A 20,010-nucleotide genomic window follows, 5' to 3' on the forward strand; every position below is an offset into this window, starting at 1 on the left:
CAGGCTCTGCTGCTCGGCCCGCGGCAGACCGCGCCCCGGCGGGTGGTCGTCGGCCGGCCGGACCGTCAGCTCAGCCCTCGGCCGGTCTGCGGCGCAGCAGATACGTGTCCATGATCCAGCCCTTGCGCTCGCGCGCCTCCGCCCGGAGCCGCTCGATACGCGGAGCCGCCTCGGCGAGCGGCCCGGAGACGAGGATCTCGTCGGGCGTGCCGATGTAGGCGCCCCAGTAGATGTCCATGTCCTGGTCGGCGTACGCGCGGAAGCTCTGATGGGCGTCCAGCATCACCACGACGTCGTCCACGCCCTCCGGGAACCCCTCGGCGAGCCGCCGACCCGTGGTGATCTGCACCGGGCGGGCGACCCGGTTGAGCCCCGTACGGTGCCGGGCGACCAGCGCCGAGACGCTGCTGATGCCCGGCACGACGTCGTAGCCGAAGGCGACACCGCCGCGCTCCAGAATCTCCTCGAGGATGCCGATCGTGCTGTCGTACAGCGCCGGATCCCCCCACACCAGGAAGGCCCCGGTCTGGTCCTCGCCCAGCTCCTCGGAGATCAGCCGCTCGTAGATGTCCGCGCGGGCACTGCGCCAGTCCCCGACGGCGGGGGAGTAGGCCGACCCTCCGGCCGCACGGTCCCGCTCCGGGTCCCGCGCCTCGACGACACGGTAGGTGCCCTCCGGTATGTGCGCGTCGAGCATGTCCCGGCGCAGCCGGGTCAGATCCGCCTTCGCCTCGCCCTTGTCCAGGATGAAGAACACGTCCGTGCTCCGCAGTGCCTTGACCGCTTGCAGGGTCAGCTGGTCGGGGTCGCCCGCGCCGATACCGATGACATGAATCTCTCGCACGCCCCGAGTCTGCCGCACGCCACTGACAGCGCGTGCACCGCACCCGACCCCTCCGTCAGGAGACGGCCCCCCGCAGCCGGGGCGCCCGCGCCCCCGCGTCCACCGGAACGCCCGCCTCCACCTCGGCGGCCAGGTCCCGGGCCCATCCGATCACCCCGGGAAGATCGATCCCGTGCGGCCGGTGAGACGCGCCCGCGGCCCACGCCTCCACCGCGCCGGCCCCGCGCCGCAGCAGCCGTGCCCCGCCCGTGACGTTCCCACGCGCGGCATGGGTGAGCCCCACGGCGAGCTGGGCCAGCCCCCGCCACAGCTCGCGCTCCTCCTCCGGCCCCGACTTCCAGGCGTCCTCGAACACCTCGTGCGCGTGGAACGGCTTCCCCTCGTCCAGCAGGCGCTGCGCCTCCGCGACGCTCTCCTCCGGCCGCCGCACCACCCCCTCGGGCTGCCGGGGCACGCCTTCCGTGCCGTACGGCAGGGGACGCCCCAGCCCGTCCCGCGGCCGCGCGTTGCGCGCCCGCCCCTCGGTGTCCCGGTCCCGCGCGGCGGCCGTCCGGCCCGAGGAAGTGCTCTCCGTGCTGCCCATACGCCGATTGTCCCGCGTCCGGTCCCGCTTCGGCGCGGCCCGGGGCGTGAGGTAAAGTGCTGTTCGCGCGCTTACGCGGTTCACCCGCGCAGGAGCGCACCGGGACGTGGCGCAGCTTGGTAGCGCACTTGACTGGGGGTCAAGGGGTCGCAGGTTCAAATCCTGTCGTCCCGACTTGCGACAGAGCAGGTCGTCGGGCCGTATCGGAACTCTCCGGTACGGCCTTTCCGCTTGCGCCGCTCCCTCAGCGCAGCCTGATCCGCGCGGCGACCGGCAGATGGTCACTGCCGGTGGCGGGCAGGGTGCGGATGTGGGCGACGGTCGCCGAGCGGGCCATCACCTGGTCGATCCGGGTCAGCGGCAGCGCGGCGGGGAAACTGAGGGCGAAACCACGCTTCGCCGCGCTCAGCCGTGAGGTCAGCGGGGCCAGCCCGCGGTCCTCGACCGTGCCGTTGAGATCGCCCAGCAGGATCACCCGGTCCAGGGGCTCGGCGGCGACGGCCTCGCCCAGCAGCCCGGCGCTCTCGTCGCGCCGGGAGGAGGCGAGACCGCTCGCCCCCACGCGCACCGACGGCAGGTGTGCCACATACGCCGCGACCTCGCCGTGCGGCGTGTGGACCACGGCCCGCAGTCCGCGATTCCACGGCTCCGTGATCGCCCGCGGTTTGATGTCGAGGGGCCGGGCATCCGTGAGCGGATGCCTCGACCAGAGGCCGACGGTGCCCCGGACCACGTGGTACGGGTAGTCCCGGGCGAGCGTCCGCTCGTAGACCGACAGCGCGGGGGGCACCAGTTCCTCCAGCGCGAGGAGATCGGGTCCCGGTGCGGCGAGGGCGCGGGCCGTGCCCGCCGGGTCGGTGTTCTCGTCGCTGACGTTGTGCTGCACCACGACCAGGTCGTGCGGGCCCGCCTTCCCCCCGGGCAGGAGCAGCCCGCCGAAGACGTACGTCCACGCCGCGGCCGGCGCGAGCAGGGCCACCAGGGCGACGGCCGAACGGCGCAGCAGGGCCAGGCCGAGCAGCGGGACGATCGCCGGCCCGAGCCACGGCAGGAACGTCTCCAGCAGACTGCCCAGGTGCCCCGGCGAGTTGGGCACCGCGCGGTGGAACGCCAGCAGCCCGGCCGTCAGCACCGCGAACCCGGCGAGCACCCGCCCCCGCGTCCGGTCCCACCAGCGCCGCCCCGGCCGGGGCACCGCCGCCGCTCCCGCCGAAGTCACACCGCTGTCCTGCTCCCGCTGTTCCACCCGGTTTCCCATCCGCTCCACTCGTCCTTCAGGACGAACGGCCGAGTGGATCAGTTCCGATCCGTGAAGTGCCCTGGCCGGCGCTTGACTTGAAGCGCTCTTCAAGCGGAAGACTCCCGTGCCGTGCCCCGACAACGGGGAACGAAACGGGAGGGATCACCCATGAAGTACCGCACCATCGGCACCGGCCCGCACAGCCGCGAGGTGAGCGTGCTCGCGCTCGGCGCCATGCTGTTCGGCTCGGTGACCGACGAGAAGACCTCCTTCGCCCTGCTCGACCGCTATGTCGAGGCCGGCGGGAACTTCATCGACACGTCCGACAACTACGCCTTCTGGACCGACGGCGGCCAGGGCGGGCAGAGCGAGGAACTGCTCGGCCGCTGGCGCCGCAGCCGAGGTATCGGCGCGGAGATCGTCGTCGCGACCAAGCTCGGCGCCCGCCCGCTCGCCCCCGGCACGAGCTACACCGACAACCCCGAGGGCCTGTCCGCCAAGGTGATACGGGAGGCGTCCGAGCGCAGCCGGGAACGGCTCGGCATGGAGCGGCTGGACCTGCTGTACGCGCACATCGACGACCACACCGTCCCCCAGCGGGAGACGGTCGAGGGCTTCGGGGAACTGGTCGCCGAGGGCACGGTGGGCCTGCTCGGCGTCAGCAACCAGGCCGTCTGGCGGGTGGAGCGCGCCCGCGCCCTCGCGGCGGCGGCCGGGCTGCCCGGCTACGAGGTCCTCCAGTACCAGCACAGCCATCTGCGCCCCCGCACCGACGTCCCGGACGACCTCTTCCCGGACGGCAGCCTGGGCCACGCCGGCCCGGAGCTGGCCGGCTATCTGCGGGCCGAGCCCACCCTGACCCTGGTCGCCTACTCACCGCTGCTCAGGGGCGCCTACACCCGCCCCGAACGGCTGCCCGGCGACTACGACCACCCGGGCACCCCGGCCCGCCTCGCGGTGCTGCGGGAGGTCGCGCGGGAGACCGGGGCGACCGTCAACCAGGTGGTGCTGGCCTGGCAGATCGGCCACGAGCTGCCGATCCTGCCGCTGGCCGGGGTGTCGTCACTGGCGCAACTGGAGGAGAACCTGGGCGCGGTGGACCTGGAGCTGTCGCCGGAGCAGCGGGCCCGGCTGGACGCGGCGCACTGACCCGCCGGCCCGGCCCCTCACGGTCTGACCAGCAGCTGGAAGTCGAAGGAGTACCGGGACGCGCGGTAGATGTGGGTGCCGTACTCCACCGGCCGGCCGGTGTCGTCGTAGGCCGTGCGCTGCATGGTGAGCAGGGCGGCGCCCTCCTTCTCGTCCAGCCGGGAGCCCTCCTCCGCGGTGGCCGCCCGGGCGCCGACGGTCTGGCGGGCGCTGTGCAGGACGATGCCGGCCGAGCGCATCATCCGGTACAGGCCGGTCGACTCCAGACGGGCGCTGTCGAGGCCGAGCAGCCCCGACGGGAGGTAGTTGCACAGCAGGGCGACCGGCTGGCCGTGGGTGTGGCGCAGGCGTTCCAGCAGGACGACGTCGCTGCCCACGGCCAGTCCCAGGGCGGCGGCCACGTCCGCGCACGCCGGGACCGTCTCGTTGCGGACCACCTGGGTGGTAGGGCCCTGCCCGGCCGCCTCCAGGTCGTCGTAGAGACTGCTCAGCTCCAGGGGGCGCCGGACCTGACTGTGCACCACCTGCGTGCCCACCCCGCGCCGCCGGACCAGGAGTCCCTTGTCGACGAGGGACTGGATGGCCTGGCGGACGGTGGGGCGGGACAGACCGAGGCGCACCGACAGGTCGACCTCGTTGCCCAGGAGGTTGCCGGGGGCGAGGACGCCCTGCTCTATCGCCGCCTCCAGCTGCTGCGCCAGCTGGTAGTAGAGCGGCACCGGACTGCCCCGGTCCAGGGCGAAGTCCAGGGTGCTCAGCGCGGGTCGGGTCGCGGCACGTGCGGGATCACCGGTCTTCGCCATGGAGTTCCTCCCAGTTGAGAACGCGAACGGGGTCACGGGTCGCTACAGGTGCCGACGGCGGCCGGCGACCTCGGCGTCGTACCGTTCGCGGGCCCGTACGGCGGCCTCGCGGTCGGACACCTCCGCCACCGGCACGTCCCACCAGGCCTCGGCCGGGGGAGCGGTGGGGGCGGGGTCGGTCTCGACGTACACGCACGTCGGCCGGTCGGCGGCGCGGGCCTCGGCCAGCGCGTTCCGCAGCTCCCGGACGGTCTTGGCGCGCAGCACCTCCATGCCGAGGCTGGCCGCGTTCGCGGCCAGGTCCACGGGCAGCGGGGCGCCGGTGAAGGTGCCGTCGGCGGCCCGGTGCCGGTAGGCGGTGCCGAAACGCTCGGCGCCCACCGACTCCGACAGGCCGCCGATGGAGGCGTACCCGTGGTTCTGGATCAGGACCAGCTTGATCGGCAGTCCCTCCTGGACCGCGGTGACGATCTCCGTCGGCATCATCAGATAGGTGCCGTCGCCGACCAGCGCCCAGACCGGGGTGCCGGGAGCGGCCTGCTGCACGCCGAGCGCGGCCGGGATCTCGTAGCCCATGCAGGAGTAGCCGTACTCCAGGTGGTACTGGCGGGGGCTGCGCGAGCGCCACAGCTTGTGCAGGTCGCCGGGGAGCGAACCGGCCGCGTTGATCAGCACGTCGTCGTCGCCGACGACCGCGTCCAGCGCGCCGAGCACCTGCGTCTGCGTCGGTACGGCCGTGTCGTCGTCGGCGCGGTACGAGTTCTCGACGACCTGATCCCAGCGCTCCTTGCCGGCCCGGTACTCGGCCGCGTACGACTCCTCCACCCGGTGCCCGGCCAGTTCCCCGGTGAGCCGTTCCAGACCCGTCCGCGCGTCGCAGACCAGGGTGCGGGCCGCCAGCTTGTGCGCGTCGAAACCGGTGATGTTGAGGTTGAGGAAGCGCACGTCCGGGTTCTGGAAGAGGGTGCCGGAGGCGGTGGTGAAGTCGGAGTAGCGGGTGCCGACGCCGATCACCAGGTCGGCGGTGCGGGCGAGTTCGTCGCTGACGGCCGTGCCGGTGTGGCCGATGCCGCCGAGGTCGGCGGGGTGGTCGTGGCGCAGGGAGCCCTTGCCGGCCTGGGTGGAGGCGACCGGGATGCCGGTGGCGTCGACGAACGCCTTCAGCGCCTCCTCGGCCTCGCTGTGGTGGACCCCGCCGCCCGCGACGATCAGCGGGCGCCGCGCGGCCCGTACGGCCGCCACGGCCGCCGCGACCTCGACCGGGTCCGGGGCGGGACGGCGTACGGTCCAGACGCGCTCGGCGAAGAACTCCTCCGGCCAGTCGTACGCCTCGGCCTGCACGTCCTGGGGGAGGGCCAGCGTCACCGCGCCGGTCTCGGCCGGGTCGGCGAGCACCCGCACGGCGTTGAGGGCGGACGGGATCAGGGCCTCGGGGCGGGTCACGCGGTCGAAGTACCGCGACACCGGGCGGAACGTGTCGTTGACCGACACATCGGCCTCGACGGGGTGTTCGAGCTGCTGGAGCAGCGGGTCGGCGGCGCGCGAGGCGAAGTAGTCGCCGGGGAGCAGGAGCACCGGCAGCCGGTTGATGGTGGCGAGGGCCGCGCCGGTGACCATGTTCGTCGCGCCGGGGCCGATGGACGTCGTCACCGCCTGCGCCGAGAGCCGGTTCAGCTGGCGGGCGTACCCGACGGCGGCGTGCACCATCGCCTGTTCGTTGCGGCCCTGGTGGAACGGCATGACGTCGCGGTGCTCGACGAGGGCCTGCCCGATCCCGGCCACGTTGCCGTGGCCGAAGATGCCCCAGGTGCCCGCGATCAGCCGGCGGCGCACGCCGTCGCGTTCGGTGTACTGGGCGGACAGGAACCGCACCAGGGCCTGGGCGGTCGTCAGTCGGCGGGTGGTGGCGCTCATGCGGACCTCTCCGGTGCGGTGTAGAGGGGGAGTCGGGGGTCGACGGCCTGGTCCGGCCAGGTGGCGCGGATCCAGGCGTGGTCGGGGTGGTCGCAGATCAGCCAGGCGCGTTCGGCCTCGGGTCCTGCCATGACGTTGAGGTAGTACATGTGGTGGCCGGGCACGGCCATGGACGGTCCGTGCCAGCCGTCCGGGATGAGGACGACGTCGCCGTCGCGCACCTCGGCCAGGACGTCCGTGTCGCGGCCCGGACCGGACGGGGAGACCCGCTGGTAGCCCAGGCCGGGGGTGCCGTCGTGGCCGGCGAACTCGAAGTAGTAGATCTCCTCCAGCAGGGACTCCTCGCCGGGCCGGTGCTCGTCGTGCTTGTGCGGAGGGAAGGACGACCAGTTGCCGCCCGGGGTGAGCACCTCCACCGCGATCAGCTTGTCGCACTCGAAGACGCCTGCGGCCCCGAAGTTGTTGACCTGCCGGGAGCAGTTCCCGGTGCCGCGCAGCTCCACGGGGACGTCGGCGGCCGGTCCGTAGCGGGCGGGCAGCCGGCGGGTGCAGCGGGCGCCGGTGAGCGCGAACCGTCCGCCCCCGTCCGAGGAGACCGTCGCGCGGGCGTCGCGCGGGACGTAGGCGAAGTCGGTGACGCCGTCGAACACACCGGTGCGGCCGGTGAGTTCGAAGGTGTCATGGCCGAAGTCGTCGTCGGCGGTGACCGTGCAGCCGCCGCTCAGCGGCAGCACGATCCACTCGCTGTCACCGGCGTCGAAGGTGTGCGCGCCGCCCGGCGGCAGCTCCAGCACGCGCAGGCTGGAGTAACCCCAGCCGGCGGTCTCCGGGGTCACGTCGACGACGTAGGGGCCGCCGAGGGCCTTGCCCGCGGGAAGGTGGTACGTCATGGCATGCCTCCGTGTCGTAACGGGCTTCTCACAACAGGCCGACGGCCGTGTCGACCGCCGTCTCCACACTGCCCTCGGCCGGGTAGAGCAGCGAGCGGCCGACGACCATCCCCTGCACGGTGGGCAGCCGCAGCGCCTTGCCCCACCGCTCGTACGCCGCCTCCTGGTCGCCTACCTCCCCGCCGAGCAGCACCACGGGCAGCGTCGAGGCCTGAAGGACCTCGGGCATGTCGTCGACGTCGTCGGTGACGGGGAGTTTCAGCCAGGTGTAGGCGGAGGTGCCGCCCAGACCGGAGGCGATGGCTATCGAGCGGGTGACGGCCTCGGCGGACAGGTCGTTGCGGACCCGGCCGTCCACCCGGCGGGAGATGAACGGCTCCACGAACAGCGGCAGCCGGCGTTCCGCCATGGCGTCGACGGCGCGGGCGGCGGACTCCATGGTGGCCAGCGAACCCGGGTCGTCGTAGTCGATGCGCACCAGCAGCTTGCCCGCGTCGAAGCCCAGCCGGGCGATGTCCTCCGCCCGGTGGCCGGTGAAGCGGTCGTCCATCTCGAAGGCCGCCCCGGCCAGGCCGCCCCGGTTCATCGAGCCCATGACGACCTTGTTCTCCAGCGCCCCGAGGAGCAGCAGGTCCTCCAGGATGTCGGCGGTGGCCAGCACCCCGTCCACGCCCGGGCGGGACAGCGCGACGCAGAGACGCTCCAGCAGGTCGGCGCGGTTCGCCATGGCAAGCCTGCGGTCGCCGATGCCGAGCGCGCCCCGGGCGGGGTGGTCGGCGGCCACGATCATCAGCCGGCCGCTGTCGCCGATCAGCGGGCGGCGCGCCCGGCGGGCGGCGGCCTCGGCGACGGCCTCCGGGTTCCGGGCGCGGACCGTGGTGAGGTCGGGGATGCTGAGATTCAAGGAAGGGCTCCGTTCAGGACTGGCTCGGCAGGCCCGCCGCGTTCGGCGACGCGGCTCGCGCGAGGAGGTCCGCTACCTCCGGCCCGGTCGGCATGGCGGACGAACAGGCGAGGCGCGAGGCGACGAGGGCACCGGCCGCGTTGGCGTGGCGCATGGTCCGCTCCAGGTCCCAGCCGGAGAGCAGACCGTGGCAGAGCGAGCCGCCGAAGGCGTCGCCCGCGCCGAGGCCGTTGACCACCTCGACCGGCACCGGCGGCACCTCGGCCCGGGTGCCGTCGCGGTGCACGGCGAGCACGCCCTTCGGGCCCTGCTTCACCACGGCCAGCTCCACCCCGGCCGCCAGCAGCGCCTCGGCGCAGGCCTCGGGCTCGCGCACACCGGTGGCGACCTCGCACTCGTCCAGGTTGCCGACCGCGACCGTCGCGTGGCGCAGCGCCTCGCGGTAGTACGGGCGGGCCTGCTCGGGGTCCCGCCAGAACATGGGGCGCCAGTCCAGGTCGAAGACGGTGGTTCCGGCCCTGTCACGGGCTCGCAGGGCGGTGAGGGTGGAGGTGCGGCTCGGCTCCTCGCTCAGGCCGGTGCCGGTGATCCAGAAGATCCCGGCCGCGCGTACGGCGGCCAGGTCCAGCTCGTCGGCGTGGATCTCCAGGTCGGGGGCCTTGGGGCGGCGGTAGAAGTAGAGCGGGAAGTCGTCCGGCGGGAAGATCTCGCAGAAGGTGACGGGAGTGGGGTACGCGGCGACCGGTGTGACCCAGCGGTCGTCCACGCCGAAGTCCCTCAGCGCCTCGTGCAGGAAGGTGCCGAACGGGTCGTCACCGGTGCGGGTGATCAGCGCCGTGGAACGGCCCAGTCGGGCGGCCGCCACCGCGACATTCGCGGCCGATCCGCCCAGGAATTTCCCGAACGTCTCCACCCGGGACAGCGGGACACCGGTCTCCAGTGGATAAAGATCGACCCCGATGCGACCCATGGTGATCAGGTCGAAATACTGTGGTGAGTGGGCCATTGAGCGACGCTCCTCGAGCTGCTGGGGATGCGGGTCCCAGGGCGCCCTGCCACGGTGGGGACGTGATTCCAGGGACCTGCCGCCTCCCAGGTGTAGGTCTCGGAGGGCGGCGATGTCAATAGTTTGTACTTACATTCGGACTAGCTCGTGAAATGATGTCTTAACAAAGTATTGACAGCGGGCGCTTCTGGGGATTGGATCGCGTCCCAGCACAACAGCCGTGTTCCACGGCACACCCCCGGACTCCCGAGGTTCCGGGCACCGGATCCTCGGACTCCCGCCCTTTCCCCGCGTAGCACAGTGAGGTGCAGGACAGATGGACCGCTCTTCTCACACCCGCTCCCGCAGAATCGCGCCGTTCGTCGCGGTCGCGGCGGCAGCCGCCCTGACCCTCGCCGGCTGCTCCAGCGGTTCCGGAGGCAAGAAGTCCGAGGAGGGCGGAGCCGGCGCCTCCGCGGGCAAGGCCACCACGCCCCGCATGAAGGTCGCCCTGGTCACCCACCAGGCGCCCGGTGACACGTTCTGGGACATCGTCCGCAAGGGCGCCGAGGCCGCGGCCGCCAAGGACAACGTCGACCTCATCTACAGCAACGACCCGAACGCCGGCACCCAGGCCAACCTCGTGCAGAACGCGATCGACCAGAAGGTCGACGGCATCGCGGTCACCCTCGCCAAGCCGGACGCCCTCAAGGCCGTCATAGCCAAGGCCAACGCGGCCGGCATCCCGGTCGTGGGCCTCAACTCCGGGCTGAGCGACTGGAAGGAACTCGGCCTGCTGGAGTTCTTCGGCCAGGACGAGTCGGTGGCGGGCGAGGCGTTCGGCAAGAAGCTCAACGAGGTCGGCGCGAAGAACACCGTCTGCGTCATCCACGAGCAGGGCAACGTCGGCCTGACCCAGCGGTGCGACGGGGTGAAGAAGACCTTCGAGGGCGAGACCCAGATCCTCAACGTCAACGGCACCGACATGCCGTCGGTGAAGTCGACCATCACCGCCAAGCTGAAGCAGGACTCCGCCATCGACTACGTCGTCACCCTCGGCGCGCCCTTCGCGCCGACCGCGGTGCAGTCGGTGGGCGACGCGGGCAGCAAGGCGAAGGTCGCCACCTTCGACCTCAACAAGGACCTGACCAAGGCGATCGAGGCCGGCGACATCGAGTTCGCCGTGGACCAGCAGCCCTACCTCCAGGGCTACCTCGCCATCGACGGTCTGTGGCTCTACAAGAACAACGGCAACTACAGCGGTGGCGGTGAGCAGCCGGTGCTGACCGGCCCGGCGTTCGTCGACAAGTCCAACGTCGACGCGGTCTCCGAGTACGCCGCGAAGGGCACTCGGTGATGAGCATGGCCCGACAGGCTGAGCCGGCGGTGAGCACACCGCCGGCCCCCGGCCCGAAACAGACCGACGGCCGCACCGCGCGGCGCCCGGCGGCGCGGCGCCTGCTCGCCAGGCCCGAGGTCGGCGTCTTCCTCGGAGCCGTGGCCGTCGTGGTGTTCTTCCTGTTCGCCGCGCCGCCGGTGCGCGACGCGAGTTCCATGGCGAACATCCTGTACCAGTCGTCGGTCATCGGGATCATGGCACTGCCCGTGGCCCTGCTGATGATCGGCGGCGAGTTCGACCTCTCGGCCGGTGTCGCCGTCGTGACGTCTGCCCTGACCGCGAGCATGCTCAGCTACCAGCTCACCCTGAACGTGTGGATGGGCGTCATCGTCGCCCTCGCGGTCTCCCTCGCGATCGGCGCGTTCAACGGCTGGATGCTGGTCAAAACGGGTCTGCCCAGCTTCCTGGTCACGCTCGGCACCTTCCTGATCCTCCAGGGCGTCAACCTCGCCGTGACGAAGCTGGTCACCGGCAACGTTGCCACCGACGACATCAGCGACATGGACGGCTTCGACCAGGCCAAGGCGCTCTTCGCCTCCTCCTTCGACGTCGGCGGCGTACAGGTGAAGATCACCGTGGTGTGGTGGATCGTCTTCGCGGCCCTCGCCACCTGGGTGCTGCTGCGCACCAGGTACGGCAACTGGATCTTCGCGGTCGGCGGCAACAAGGAGAGCGCCCGCGCGGTCGGCGTCCCCGTCACCTTCACCAAGATCTCCCTGTTCATGCTGGTCGGCTTCGGCGCCTGGTTCGTCGGCATGCACAACCTGTTCTCCTTCAACACCGTCCAGTCCGGCGAGGGCGTGGGCCAGGAGCTCATCTACATCGCCGCGGCGGTCATCGGCGGATGTCTGCTGACCGGCGGCTACGGTTCCGCGATCGGCCCGGTCTTCGGTGCCTTCATGTTCGGCATGGTGCAGCAGGGCATCGTCTACGCCGGCTGGAACCCCGACTGGTTCAAGGCCTTCCTCGGCGTGATGCTGCTCGGCGCCGTCCTCATCAATCTGTGGGTCCAGCGCACGGCGACCCGGAGGTGACCCCCATGACCGACAAGACCACCGGCACCGACGGCGACCGCCCCCTGGTCGAACTCCGCGCCGCCGGCAAGTCCTACGGCAACATCCGCGCCCTGCACGGAGTCGACCTCACCGTCCACCCCGGCAAGGTGACCTGCGTCCTCGGCGACAACGGCGCCGGCAAGTCCACCCTCATCAAGATCATCTCGGGGCTGCACCAGCACACCGAGGGCGAATTCCTCGTCGATGGCGCACCCGTGCGCTTCTCCACCCCCCGCGAGGCCCTCGACAAGGGCATCGCCACCGTCTACCAGGACCTCGCGGTCGTCCCGCTGATGCCGGTGTGGCGGAACTTCTTCCTCGGCTCCGAGATGACCAAGGGCCCCTGGCCCGTCCGCCGTCTCGACATCGACCGCATGAAGCGCACGGCCGACGAGGAACTGCGCAACATGGGCATCGTCCTGGACGACCTGGAACAGCCCATCGGCACCCTCTCCGGCGGCCAGCGACAGTGCGTCGCCATCGCCCGCGCCGTCTACTTCGGCGCCCGCGTCCTCATCCTCGACGAGCCCACCGCCGCCCTCGGCGTCAAGCAGTCCGGAGTGGTCCTGAAGTACATCGCGATGGCCCGCGACCGCGGCCTCGGCGTCATCTTCATCACCCACAACCCGCACCACGCCTACATGGTCGGCGACCACTTCAGCGTGCTGCGCCTGGGCACCATGGAACTGTCCGCCTCCCGCGGCGAGATCGGCCTCGAAGAGCTCACCAACCACATGGCCGGCGGCGCCGAACTGGCCGCCCTCAAGCACGAGCTGGCGCAGGTGCGCGGCGTCGACACCGAGGAACTCCCCGAGGAGGGCGACCTCCAGGCCCCCGTAGCCGCAACTCCGGAAGGAAAGTCCTGACATGGCAGTCGCGCTCGACCGCATCCGGGTCGGCTCCGCCCCCGACTCCTGGGGCGTCTGGTTCCCCGACGACCCGCAGCAGGTGCCCTGGCAGCGCTTCCTCGACGAGGTCGCCGAGGCCGGCTACTCCTGGATCGAACTCGGCCCCTACGGCTATCTCCCCACCGACCCGGCCCGCCTCACCGACGAGGTGGAGCGGCGGGGCCTGAAGGTCTCCGCCGGCACCATCTTCTGCGGACTGCACCGCGGCCCGTCCGAATGGGACGCCACCTGGGAACAGGTCAGCCGGGTCGCCGCGCTCACCCGGGCGATGGACGCGAAGCACCTCGTCGTCATCCCGTCCTTCTGGCGCGACGACAAGACCGCCGAGATCCTCGAGCCCCCGGAGCTCACCACCGAGCAGTGGGGCCACCTCACCAAGGGCATGGAACGCCTCGGCCGCGAGGTGAGGGAGACGTACGGGCTCGACATCGTCGTCCACCCGCACGCCGACACCCACATCGACACCGAGGAGCACGTCGAACGCTTCCTCGACTCGACCGACTCCGGCCTGGTCAACCTCTGCCTGGACACCGGCCACTACGCCTACTGCGGCGGCGACAGCGTCAAGCTGATCGAGACCTACGGCGAACGCATCGGCTATCTGCACCTCAAGCAGGTGGACCCGGAGATCCTCGCCGACGTCGTCAAGAACGAGATCCCGTTCGGACCCGCCGTCCAGCGCGGGGTCATGTGCGAACCGCCCGCCGGAGTCCCCGAGCTGGGTCCGGTCCTCACCGCCGCCCAGAAACTGGGCGTGGACCTCTTCGCCATCGTCGAGCAGGACATGTACCCGTGCGAGCCGGACAAGCCGCTGCCGATCGCCGTACGCACCCGCAAGTTCCTCCGCTCCTGCGGTGCCTGAGATGAACCGGCGCGAACCGCTCGGCATCGCCGTCATCGGTGCCGGCCGCATGGGCGCGGACCACGTACGCCGCATCGACCGGGTCGTCAGCGGCGCGCGGGTGGCCGCCGTCGTGGACATCGACGCCGAACGGGCCAAGGCCGTCGCCGCGGGCATCGACGGCTGCGCGGTCCACACCGACCCGGCCGCCGCGATGGCGGCGGCCGACGTCGACGCCGTACTCATCGCCTCCTCCGGGCCCGCCCACGAGGCCGCCCTGCTCACCGCGTTCGAGCACGATCTGCCCGTCCTGTGCGAGAAGCCGCTCACCCCCGACGCGGCCTCCGCGCTGCGCGTCCTCGAAGCGGAACAGGCACTCGGCCACCGCCGCGTCCAGGTCGGCTTCATGCGCCGCTACGACACCGAGTACGTGCGGCTCAAGGCCCTGCTGGAGAGCGGTCAGCTGGGCCGCCCGCTGATGCTGCACAACCGCCACCGCAACGTGGCCAGCCCGCCCTTCTTCACCAGCTCCATGCTGATCAGCGACTCCGTCGCCCACGAGGTGGACGCCACCCGCTGGCTGCTCGGCCACGAGATCACCGCCGTGACGGTGCTGCGCCCCACGCCGTCGGCCGGTGCCCCCGAGGGGCTGCGCGACCCGCAGTTCGTCGTCCTGGAGACCGACGGCGGCGCGCTCTCCGACGTCGAGATCTTCGTCAACTGCGGCTTCGGCTACCAGGTGCAGGCCGAGGCCGTCTGCGAACGCGGCACCGCCCGCGTCGGCGACGGCCACGCCCTGGTCACCAACATGGCCGGCCGCTGGGGCGGCACCATCACCCAGGACTGGACCGAACGCTTCGCCCAGGCCTACGACGACGAGATCCAGGCCTGGGTCGACACCACCCGCCGCGGCGGGATCACCGGCCCCAGCACGTGGGACGGCTACGCCGCCGCGGCCGTCTGCGAGGCGGGGGTGCGGGCGCTGGAGGAAGGCGGCCGGGTGGAGGTCGATTTGGTGGGAAAACCCGCGCTGTACCAGTGAGGCGCTGTGGGCAGTCGTTCCGCAGGGCGATGGGGGTCCCCCCGCTCGAGCGAAGCCGAGAGTGGGGGAGGGTGGGCACAGCCAACGACGCGGGCCACCGTTCAACGAGGGACAGCTGTACGTCGTCAGGCCGTGCTACGGGGCCGTGGGGCCAGCCCCGCCGCCTCGTAGCACGCGTCGATCAACCGCATAGTCGTCACCGCGTCATCCGCGTCCAAAGGAAGCGCCGTACCGGCGCGCACCCGGGCGGCGAACGCCTCCAGCTGGTACGTGTACGACGACCGCGTGCCGAGGCGTTCCGTGCGTTCGCCGTCCGGCGTGCGGACGACGACACGGTCGTCCCGCTGCGGAAGCACGAAGTTGGGGGCCGTCGCCTCACCCCGACTGCCGACGACCCGGATGCTCATCTCCAGCCGGTCGTACGCCATGTGGCAGCGGGCGGTGCCGGTCGCGCCGCCCGGGTACTCCAGGTCGGCGTCCAGCCACTCGTCGACGCCCGGCGCGCCCGCGCGTTCCCCCGCCCTGGCCGCCCGCAGGCGGGGAGCGCCGCTGGCCCAGGGGGCGAGCACGCGCAGCGCGTGCAGGCTGTAGCAGCCCAGGTCCATCAGAGCGCCCCCGGCCAGGGAGAGCGACCAGCGGGGGTCGGAATCCTCCGGGGCGGGGATCGCCACCATCGCCTCCGCATGGCGGAGTTCGCCGAGCTCACCCGAGGACAGCAGCTCGTGCAGCCGCCGGGTGACCGGGTGGAAGAGGTAGTGGAAGGCCTCCATGAAGACGCCGCCGGACTTCTCGGCCGCCTCCCGCACGTCCTCCGCCTCCGCCGCGTTGCTCGCCGACGGCTTCTCCGTCAGGACGTGCTTGCCGGCCGCCAGCGCCGCGAGGTTCCACGGGCCGTGCAGGCCGTTGGCGAGGGGGTTGTAGACGACGTCCACCTCGGGATCCGCGAGCAGCTCGGCGTACGAGCCGAGGGTCCGCTCCACACCGTGGGCAGCGGCGAACGCCTCCGCGCGGGCGCGGTCGCGGGCGGCCACCGCGACCAGGCGGTGGCCGGTCGCCCGGGCCGGGGCGACGAGGGAACGCTCGGTGATCCGCGCGGCGCCCAGAATTCCGATGCGCAGGGGTTCCCGGCCGGGTCCGCTCATGCCTGCCGTACCTCCTCCAGGGTGACGGGACGGTGCTCGTGCAGCGACAGTGTGCACGCCTCGGCGATCCAGCCGGCCTCCAGGGCGTCCTCGATCGTGCACGGCGAGGGCCGGGTCCCGGCCACGACCTCGGTGAAGGCGGTCAGTTCGGCGCGGTAGGCGGCGGCGAAGCGGTCCATGAAGAAGTCGTGCGGGGTGCCCGCCGGGAAGGTCGCGCCCGGCTCCACCGACCGCAGCGGCAGCTTGTCCTCCAGGCCCACCGCGACGGAGTCCGCGAAACCGTGGATCTCCATGCGGACGTCGTGGCCCCGGCCGTTGTGCCGGCTGTTGGAGACGACCGCGAGGGTGCCGTCGTCCAGCGTGAGGACGGCGCCGGTGGTGTCGGCGTCGCCCGCCTCCCTGATGTAGTCGGCGCCCCGGTTGCCGCCGGCCGCGTACACCTCGGTCACCTCGCGGCCGGTCACCCAGCGGATGATGTCGAAGTCGTGCACCGAGCAGTCCCGGAAGATGCCCCCGGACGCGGCGACGTACGCGGCCGGCGGCGGCGCCGGGTCCAGCGTCGTCGAGCGCACGGTGTGCAGCGTGCCCAGCTCGCCGGAGCGCACGGCCGCCCGCGCGGCCACGAACCCGGCGTCGAAGCGGCGGTTGAAGCCGATCTGGACCGGCACGTCCCGGCCCCCGACGGCCTTCAGCACCGCCACCCCCTCGGCCATGGTGCGGGCCACGGGCTTCTCGCAGAAGACGGGGACGCCCGCCTCCACACAGGCGAGGATCAGCGCCGGGTGGGCGTCGGTCGCCGCGGCGACGACCACGCCGTCCACCCCGGCCGCGAGCACGGCCTCGGGGGAGTCCGCGATCTCCGCGCCGAACCGCTCGGCGGCGGCCTTCGCGGCGTCCGTGAACGGGTCCGAGACGACGAGGGACCCGACGGCGTCGAGCCCCGACAGGGTCTCGGCGTGGAAGGCGCCGATGCGGCCGAGGCCGAGGATTCCGATGCGCATGGGGCGGTGCTCCTTGGGTGCGTGGTGGTGCGTGGTGGTGCGTACGAGCGGGGGACGGGGAGGTCAGTCGAGGCCGCCGAGGACGTTCTGGTCCCAGTCGATCACGGAGCCGGTGACCACCCCGGAGCGGTCGGAGAGCAGCAGGACCACGAAGTCGGCGATCTCGTCCGGTTGGCCGAGCCTGCCCATCGGCAGCCGCGCGGCGGCCTGTTCGCGCCAGTCGTCCCCGGCGCCGTGAAAGGCGCGCTGGGTGGCGTCCTCGCCCTCGGTGGCGGTCCAGCCGATGTTCAGGCCGTTGATCCGGATCCGGTCCCAGCGGTGGGCGTGCGCCGCGTTCCGGGTCAGCCCGACGAGCCCGGCCTTCGCGGCGACGTACGGCGCCAGGAACGGCTGCCCGCCGTGCGCGGACGACGTGATGACGTTGACGACCGTGCCGGGCGCGGCGCGCCGCACCATGTCGGCGACGGCGGCCTGCATGGCGAAGAAGGGCCCCTTGAGGTTGATCGCGATGTGCTGGTCGAACAGCTCCGGTGTGGTGTCCAGCAGTGTCCCGCGCGAGGTCAGGCCCGCGGAGTTCACCAGGCAGTCGACCCTGCCGTACGCCTCCACCACCCGCGCGACACAGGCCTTGGCCTGCTCGGCGTCCGCCAGGTCGGCGCGGACGAACATCGCCTTGCCGCCCGCCGCGGCCAGTTCGGCGACCAGCGCCTCACCGGGCTCCGGGCGCCGTCCGCTGACGGCCACGACCGCGCCCTCGCGTACCGCGGCCCGGGCGACGGCGGCACCGACGCCCTGGCTGCCGCCGTTGACCAGGACGATCCTGTCGTCGAGAAGTCCCATGACGGTGTCCGGTTCCTTTCAGCTCTCGCGCCGCTTGGCGCCGGCCCGCAGTTCGTTCCGCAGCGTCCGCGCGGTCCATCCCTCGCGCAGCGCCCGGCGCACGACATCGGCCTGCGAGGGCGGGGCGAGGCCGTCGACCGGCGGGTCGCTGTCCAGGTTGGTGGGGAAGGGGTACCCCTCGGCGCTCGCCGCGATCACGTTCTCCAGCCAGCGCTCGCCGGCGCCCTCCGCCTGGCGCCTGAGGAGCACCGGATAGACGGCGCCCGTCACGGCCTCCCGGTCCACCGTCTCCATCGCCCGCCCGAACGCGGAGGACACCTGGAGCAGATTGGCCATGCGCCGGATGTCCGCCGAGCGGTTGGCTCCGGCGGCGTGGAACAGCGCGGGGTTGAAGAACACCGCGTCGCCCTTGGCCAGGGGGAGCTGGACGTGGTGTTCCTCGAAGTACGCCCGGAACTCCGGGAGCCGCCAGGCGAGATACCCCGGCTCGTACTTCTGCGAGTGCGGGAGGTACAGCGTGGGCCCGGACTCGACGGGCATGTCGCAGTGCGCCACCGCGCCCTGGAGGGTGAGCACGGGGGAGAGGCGGTGCACGTGCGCCGGGTAGCGGGCGGCGACCTCGTTGGAGAGGAAGCCGAGGTGGTAGTCGCGGTGCACGGTCTGTGCCGCGCCGCCCGGGTTGACCACGTTGACCTGGGAGGTGACCTGGTAGCCGGGCCCGAGCCAGGCCGAGGAGACCAGGGCGATCACCTCGTTGGCGTAGTACTCGGCGAACGCCTCGGGGTCGTACAGGGCCGCCTTCTCCAGGGCGTTCCACACCCGGTCGTTGGCGCCCGGCTTGGCGAAGTGGTCGCCGGCGGTGGCGCCCGAGGCGCGCTGTTCGGCGATCAGGGCGTCGAACACGGCCGTGGTCCGGTCCACCACGGCCGGGTCCGGGAAGGCACCGCGGACCACCACGATGCCGGGGCCGTCCGCGAGGGCGCGCACCAGCTCGGCCTGTACGGCACGGCGGTCGGCGAGGGCGAGCCGGTCCGCGTCGTACAGCAGGACGTTCCGCTCGACGCCGGCGGCGTGCGGGTATGCGGCGGCGTCCGTCGGCTGCTCGACCAGCGCGCGGAAGGCGTCCAGGTCGCAGTCCCGCTCGGACAGCCGGGCGGCCGGCGCGGGAACCTGCTGGTGGGTGGATGCGGACATGGGGCCGTCCCTTCGGGTCACGGAGCGACGCGGCTGATGTCATTCTTGTCAGTACAAACCCTTCGAACAACCAGCAGGAAGCCATCAAAAACCCCTCAGGAGCCGTTGTGGGCCACCCCTTCCCGATCCGGGAAATCGCACGTCAGGCAGGGTTGAGCGAGGCCACGGTGGACCGGGTCCTCAACGGCCGGGGCGGAGTGCGGGAGAGCACCGCGCGGGAGGTGCACCGGGCGATATCCGACCTGGACCGGCAACGCACCCAGGTGCGGCTCGTCGGCCGGACGTTCATGGTCGACATCGTGATGCAGTCGCCGGAGCGGTTCTCGACCGCCGTCCGCGCCGCCCTGGAGGCCGAACTGCCCTCCCTGCACCCGGCGGTGGTCCGCTCCCGCTTCCACTTCCGCGAGACGGGCCCGGCGGGGGACCTGGCCGCGCTCCTCGACCGGATCGGGCGGCGCGGCTCCCAGGGCGTGATCCTCAAGGCGCCGGACGTCCCCGAGATCACCGCCGCCGTCGGCCGGCTCGCGGCGTCCGGCGTCCCCGTGGTGACCCTGGTGACGGACCTGCCGACCAGCGCCCGGGTCGGCCACGTCGGCAGCGACAACCGCGCGGCGGGCGCCACCGCGGCCTACCTCATGGGGCAGTGGCTGGGCGACCGCCCCGGCAATGTGCTCACCAGCCTCTCCAGCGGCTTCTTCCGCAACGAGGAGGAGCGCGAGATGGGTTTCCGCGCCACCATGCGCGCCCGGCAGCCCGCGCGCGCCCTCGTCGAGATCGCCGAGGGGCAGGGCCTGGACGCCACCCAGTACGACCTGGTCCGGGCGGCTCTGGAACGCGATCCGGAGATCCGCGCGGTCTACTCGATCGGCGGCGGCAACATCGCGACCCTGCGTGCCTTCGAGGACGCGGGGCGCGAGTGCGTGGTGTTCGTCGCGCACGATCTGGACCACGACAACACGCGGCTGCTGCGGGAGCACCGGTTGTCCGCGGTGCTGCACCACGATCTGCGTCACGACATGCGTGAGGCGTGCCATGTGGTGATGCGGGCGCACGGCGCGCTGCCGGCCGCGGGGCCCACCCTGCCGTCCGCGATCCAGGTGGTGACCCCGTACAACATGCCGCCGACGGCGCCGGGGTGACCAAGGGTCGCGCGGGTGGGTGGGGGTTGCTCGCGCAGTTCCCCGCGCCCCTTCAGGGGCGCGGGGAAATGCGCGAAGGGGGTCTGGGGGGGGGGACCCCCAGGAAGGGGAGGGAAGGGGCGGAAGGGGAGGGGAAA

19 protein-coding genes and 1 tRNA gene are annotated in these 20,010 nt (G+C 72.2%); 8 read left to right on the plus strand and 12 right to left on the minus strand.

From position 1 onward, the window contains the following. Window positions 1–70: 70 nt before the first annotated feature. Both cobF and ACZ470_RS14945 read right to left on the minus strand, forming a co-directional pair. A complete protein-coding gene (cobF, locus tag ACZ470_RS14940; RefSeq protein ID WP_468427308.1) occupies window positions 71–844 on the minus strand; it encodes a precorrin-6A synthase (deacetylating) in 774 nt (257 codons plus the stop codon). Window positions 845–899: 55 nt separating this feature from the next. Next, entirely contained in the window at window positions 900–1,427 is a 528-nt protein-coding gene (locus ACZ470_RS14945; RefSeq protein WP_468427309.1) for a DUF309 domain-containing protein, read from the minus strand. 100 nt (window positions 1,428–1,527) lie between these two features. Here ACZ470_RS14945 and ACZ470_RS14950 point away from each other — a divergent pair. Further along, window positions 1,528–1,601, plus strand: a tRNA-Pro gene (locus ACZ470_RS14950). Between the two features lie 70 nt (window positions 1,602–1,671). Here ACZ470_RS14950 and ACZ470_RS14955 read toward each other — a convergent pair. Beyond that, entirely contained in the window at window positions 1,672–2,685 is a 1,014-nt protein-coding gene (locus ACZ470_RS14955) for an endonuclease/exonuclease/phosphatase family protein (RefSeq protein WP_468427310.1), read from the minus strand. Between the two features lie 150 nt (window positions 2,686–2,835). Between ACZ470_RS14955 and ACZ470_RS14960 the strand changes: the two genes are divergently transcribed. Continuing rightward, window positions 2,836–3,816, plus strand: a complete 981-nt coding sequence (locus tag ACZ470_RS14960) for an aldo/keto reductase (protein WP_468427311.1) — start codon at window positions 2,836–2,838, stop codon at window positions 3,814–3,816. Window positions 3,817–3,833: 17 nt separating this feature from the next. Here the strand turns inward: ACZ470_RS14960 and ACZ470_RS14965 are convergent, their stop codons facing one another. From ACZ470_RS14965 to iolC, 5 genes are read right to left on the minus strand one after another with little or no spacing between them, the layout of a single operon-like run. Then, the gene (locus ACZ470_RS14965; RefSeq protein WP_468427312.1) at window positions 3,834–4,619 is read right to left on the minus strand and encodes a GntR family transcriptional regulator; all 786 of its coding nucleotides are present in this window, start codon (window positions 4,617–4,619) and stop codon (window positions 3,834–3,836) included. A 42-nt stretch (window positions 4,620–4,661) separates the two neighbouring features. After that, a complete protein-coding gene (gene iolD / locus ACZ470_RS14970) occupies window positions 4,662–6,533 on the minus strand; it encodes a 3D-(3,5/4)-trihydroxycyclohexane-1,2-dione acylhydrolase (decyclizing) (protein WP_468427313.1) in 1,872 nt (623 codons plus the stop codon). Next, complete coding sequence (gene iolB, locus ACZ470_RS14975; RefSeq protein ID WP_468427314.1) at window positions 6,530–7,423, minus strand: 5-deoxy-glucuronate isomerase; 894 nt, start codon at window positions 7,421–7,423, stop codon at window positions 6,530–6,532. Before iolB ends, iolD begins: the two co-directional genes overlap by 4 nt. Before the next feature lie 28 nt (window positions 7,424–7,451). Further along, window positions 7,452–8,327 (minus strand): Cgl0159 family (beta/alpha)8-fold protein, encoded by an 876-nt coding sequence (locus ACZ470_RS14980; protein ID WP_468427315.1) that lies wholly within the window; start codon window positions 8,325–8,327, stop codon window positions 7,452–7,454. A 13-nt stretch (window positions 8,328–8,340) separates the two neighbouring features. After that, window positions 8,341–9,333: a 5-dehydro-2-deoxygluconokinase gene (gene iolC, locus ACZ470_RS14985; RefSeq protein WP_468427316.1), complete on the minus strand. Its 993-nt coding sequence runs from the start codon at window positions 9,331–9,333 to the stop codon at window positions 8,341–8,343. Between the two features lie 316 nt (window positions 9,334–9,649). Here iolC and ACZ470_RS14990 point away from each other — a divergent pair, with 316 nt between their 5' ends. The 5 genes from ACZ470_RS14990 to ACZ470_RS15010 are packed head-to-tail and all read left to right on the plus strand — an operon-like array spanning window position 9,650 to window position 14,557. After that, on the plus strand, window positions 9,650–10,669 hold the full coding sequence (locus tag ACZ470_RS14990) for a sugar ABC transporter substrate-binding protein (protein WP_468427317.1): 1,020 nt from the start codon (window positions 9,650–9,652) through the stop codon (window positions 10,667–10,669). After that, complete coding sequence (locus tag ACZ470_RS14995; protein ID WP_468427318.1) at window positions 10,669–11,745, plus strand: ABC transporter permease; 1,077 nt, start codon at window positions 10,669–10,671, stop codon at window positions 11,743–11,745. Before ACZ470_RS14990 ends, ACZ470_RS14995 begins: the two co-directional genes overlap by 1 nt. Before the next feature lie 5 nt (window positions 11,746–11,750). Next, window positions 11,751–12,632: an ATP-binding cassette domain-containing protein gene (locus ACZ470_RS15000; protein WP_468427319.1), complete on the plus strand. Its 882-nt coding sequence runs from the start codon at window positions 11,751–11,753 to the stop codon at window positions 12,630–12,632. 1 nt (window position 12,633) lies between these two features. Further along, complete coding sequence (locus ACZ470_RS15005; RefSeq protein WP_468427320.1) at window positions 12,634–13,536, plus strand: sugar phosphate isomerase/epimerase family protein; 903 nt, start codon at window positions 12,634–12,636, stop codon at window positions 13,534–13,536. A gap of 1 nt (window position 13,537) precedes the next feature. Beyond that, window positions 13,538–14,557 (plus strand): Gfo/Idh/MocA family protein, encoded by a 1,020-nt coding sequence (locus ACZ470_RS15010; RefSeq protein ID WP_468427605.1) that lies wholly within the window; start codon window positions 13,538–13,540, stop codon window positions 14,555–14,557. A 125-nt stretch (window positions 14,558–14,682) separates the two neighbouring features. On the opposite strand, the gene ACZ470_RS15015 is transcribed toward ACZ470_RS15010, so the two are convergent. The 4 genes from ACZ470_RS15015 to ACZ470_RS15030 form a co-directional block, all read right to left on the minus strand. Next, window positions 14,683–15,699 carry a Gfo/Idh/MocA family protein gene (locus tag ACZ470_RS15015; protein ID WP_468427321.1) on the minus strand — a complete coding sequence of 339 codons (1,017 nt, stop codon included), beginning with the start codon at window positions 15,697–15,699 and terminating at the stop codon, window positions 14,683–14,685. Continuing rightward, entirely contained in the window at window positions 15,696–16,700 is a 1,005-nt protein-coding gene (locus tag ACZ470_RS15020) for a Gfo/Idh/MocA family protein (protein WP_468427322.1), read from the minus strand. Before ACZ470_RS15020 ends, ACZ470_RS15015 begins: the two co-directional genes overlap by 4 nt. Before the next feature lie 63 nt (window positions 16,701–16,763). Further along, window positions 16,764–17,540: an SDR family oxidoreductase gene (locus ACZ470_RS15025; RefSeq protein ID WP_468427323.1), complete on the minus strand. Its 777-nt coding sequence runs from the start codon at window positions 17,538–17,540 to the stop codon at window positions 16,764–16,766. 18 nt (window positions 17,541–17,558) lie between these two features. Beyond that, on the minus strand, window positions 17,559–18,734 hold the full coding sequence (locus ACZ470_RS15030; RefSeq protein WP_468427324.1) for a phytanoyl-CoA dioxygenase family protein: 1,176 nt from the start codon (window positions 18,732–18,734) through the stop codon (window positions 17,559–17,561). 107 nt (window positions 18,735–18,841) lie between these two features. Here ACZ470_RS15030 and ACZ470_RS15035 point away from each other — a divergent pair, with 107 nt between their 5' ends. Beyond that, entirely contained in the window at window positions 18,842–19,873 is a 1,032-nt protein-coding gene (locus tag ACZ470_RS15035) for a LacI family DNA-binding transcriptional regulator (protein ID WP_468427325.1), read from the plus strand. The last annotated feature ends 137 nt before the right edge of the window (window positions 19,874–20,010 follow it).

It is taken from the genome of Streptomyces sp. NPDC031111 (assembly GCF_055570675.1).

Coding starts and splice junctions, on each gene's coding strand:
- ACZ470_RS14945 (WP_468427309.1), bottom strand. CDS start 1,427: ATGGGCAGCACGGAGAGCACTTCCTCGGGCCGGACGGCCGCCGCGCGG.
- ACZ470_RS14955 (WP_468427310.1), bottom strand. CDS start 2,685: ATGGGAAACCGGGTGGAACAGCGGGAGCAGGACAGCGGTGTGACTTCG.
- ACZ470_RS14960 (WP_468427311.1), top strand. CDS start 2,836: ATGAAGTACCGCACCATCGGCACCGGCCCGCACAGCCGCGAGGTGAGC.
- ACZ470_RS14965 (WP_468427312.1), bottom strand. CDS start 4,619: ATGGCGAAGACCGGTGATCCCGCACGTGCCGCGACCCGACCCGCGCTG.
- iolD (WP_468427313.1), bottom strand. CDS start 6,533: ATGAGCGCCACCACCCGCCGACTGACGACCGCCCAGGCCCTGGTGCGG.
- iolB (WP_468427314.1), bottom strand. CDS start 7,423: ATGACGTACCACCTTCCCGCGGGCAAGGCCCTCGGCGGCCCCTACGTC.
- iolC (WP_468427316.1), bottom strand. CDS start 9,333: ATGGCCCACTCACCACAGTATTTCGACCTGATCACCATGGGTCGCATC.
- ACZ470_RS14990 (WP_468427317.1), top strand. CDS start 9,650: ATGGACCGCTCTTCTCACACCCGCTCCCGCAGAATCGCGCCGTTCGTC.
- ACZ470_RS14995 (WP_468427318.1), top strand. CDS start 10,669: ATGAGCATGGCCCGACAGGCTGAGCCGGCGGTGAGCACACCGCCGGCC.
- ACZ470_RS15000 (WP_468427319.1), top strand. CDS start 11,751: ATGACCGACAAGACCACCGGCACCGACGGCGACCGCCCCCTGGTCGAA.
- ACZ470_RS15005 (WP_468427320.1), top strand. CDS start 12,634: ATGGCAGTCGCGCTCGACCGCATCCGGGTCGGCTCCGCCCCCGACTCC.
- ACZ470_RS15010 (WP_468427605.1), top strand. CDS start 13,538: ATGAACCGGCGCGAACCGCTCGGCATCGCCGTCATCGGTGCCGGCCGC.
- ACZ470_RS15015 (WP_468427321.1), bottom strand. CDS start 15,699: ATGAGCGGACCCGGCCGGGAACCCCTGCGCATCGGAATTCTGGGCGCC.
- ACZ470_RS15020 (WP_468427322.1), bottom strand. CDS start 16,700: ATGCGCATCGGAATCCTCGGCCTCGGCCGCATCGGCGCCTTCCACGCC.
- ACZ470_RS15025 (WP_468427323.1), bottom strand. CDS start 17,540: ATGGGACTTCTCGACGACAGGATCGTCCTGGTCAACGGCGGCAGCCAG.
- ACZ470_RS15030 (WP_468427324.1), bottom strand. CDS start 18,734: ATGTCCGCATCCACCCACCAGCAGGTTCCCGCGCCGGCCGCCCGGCTG.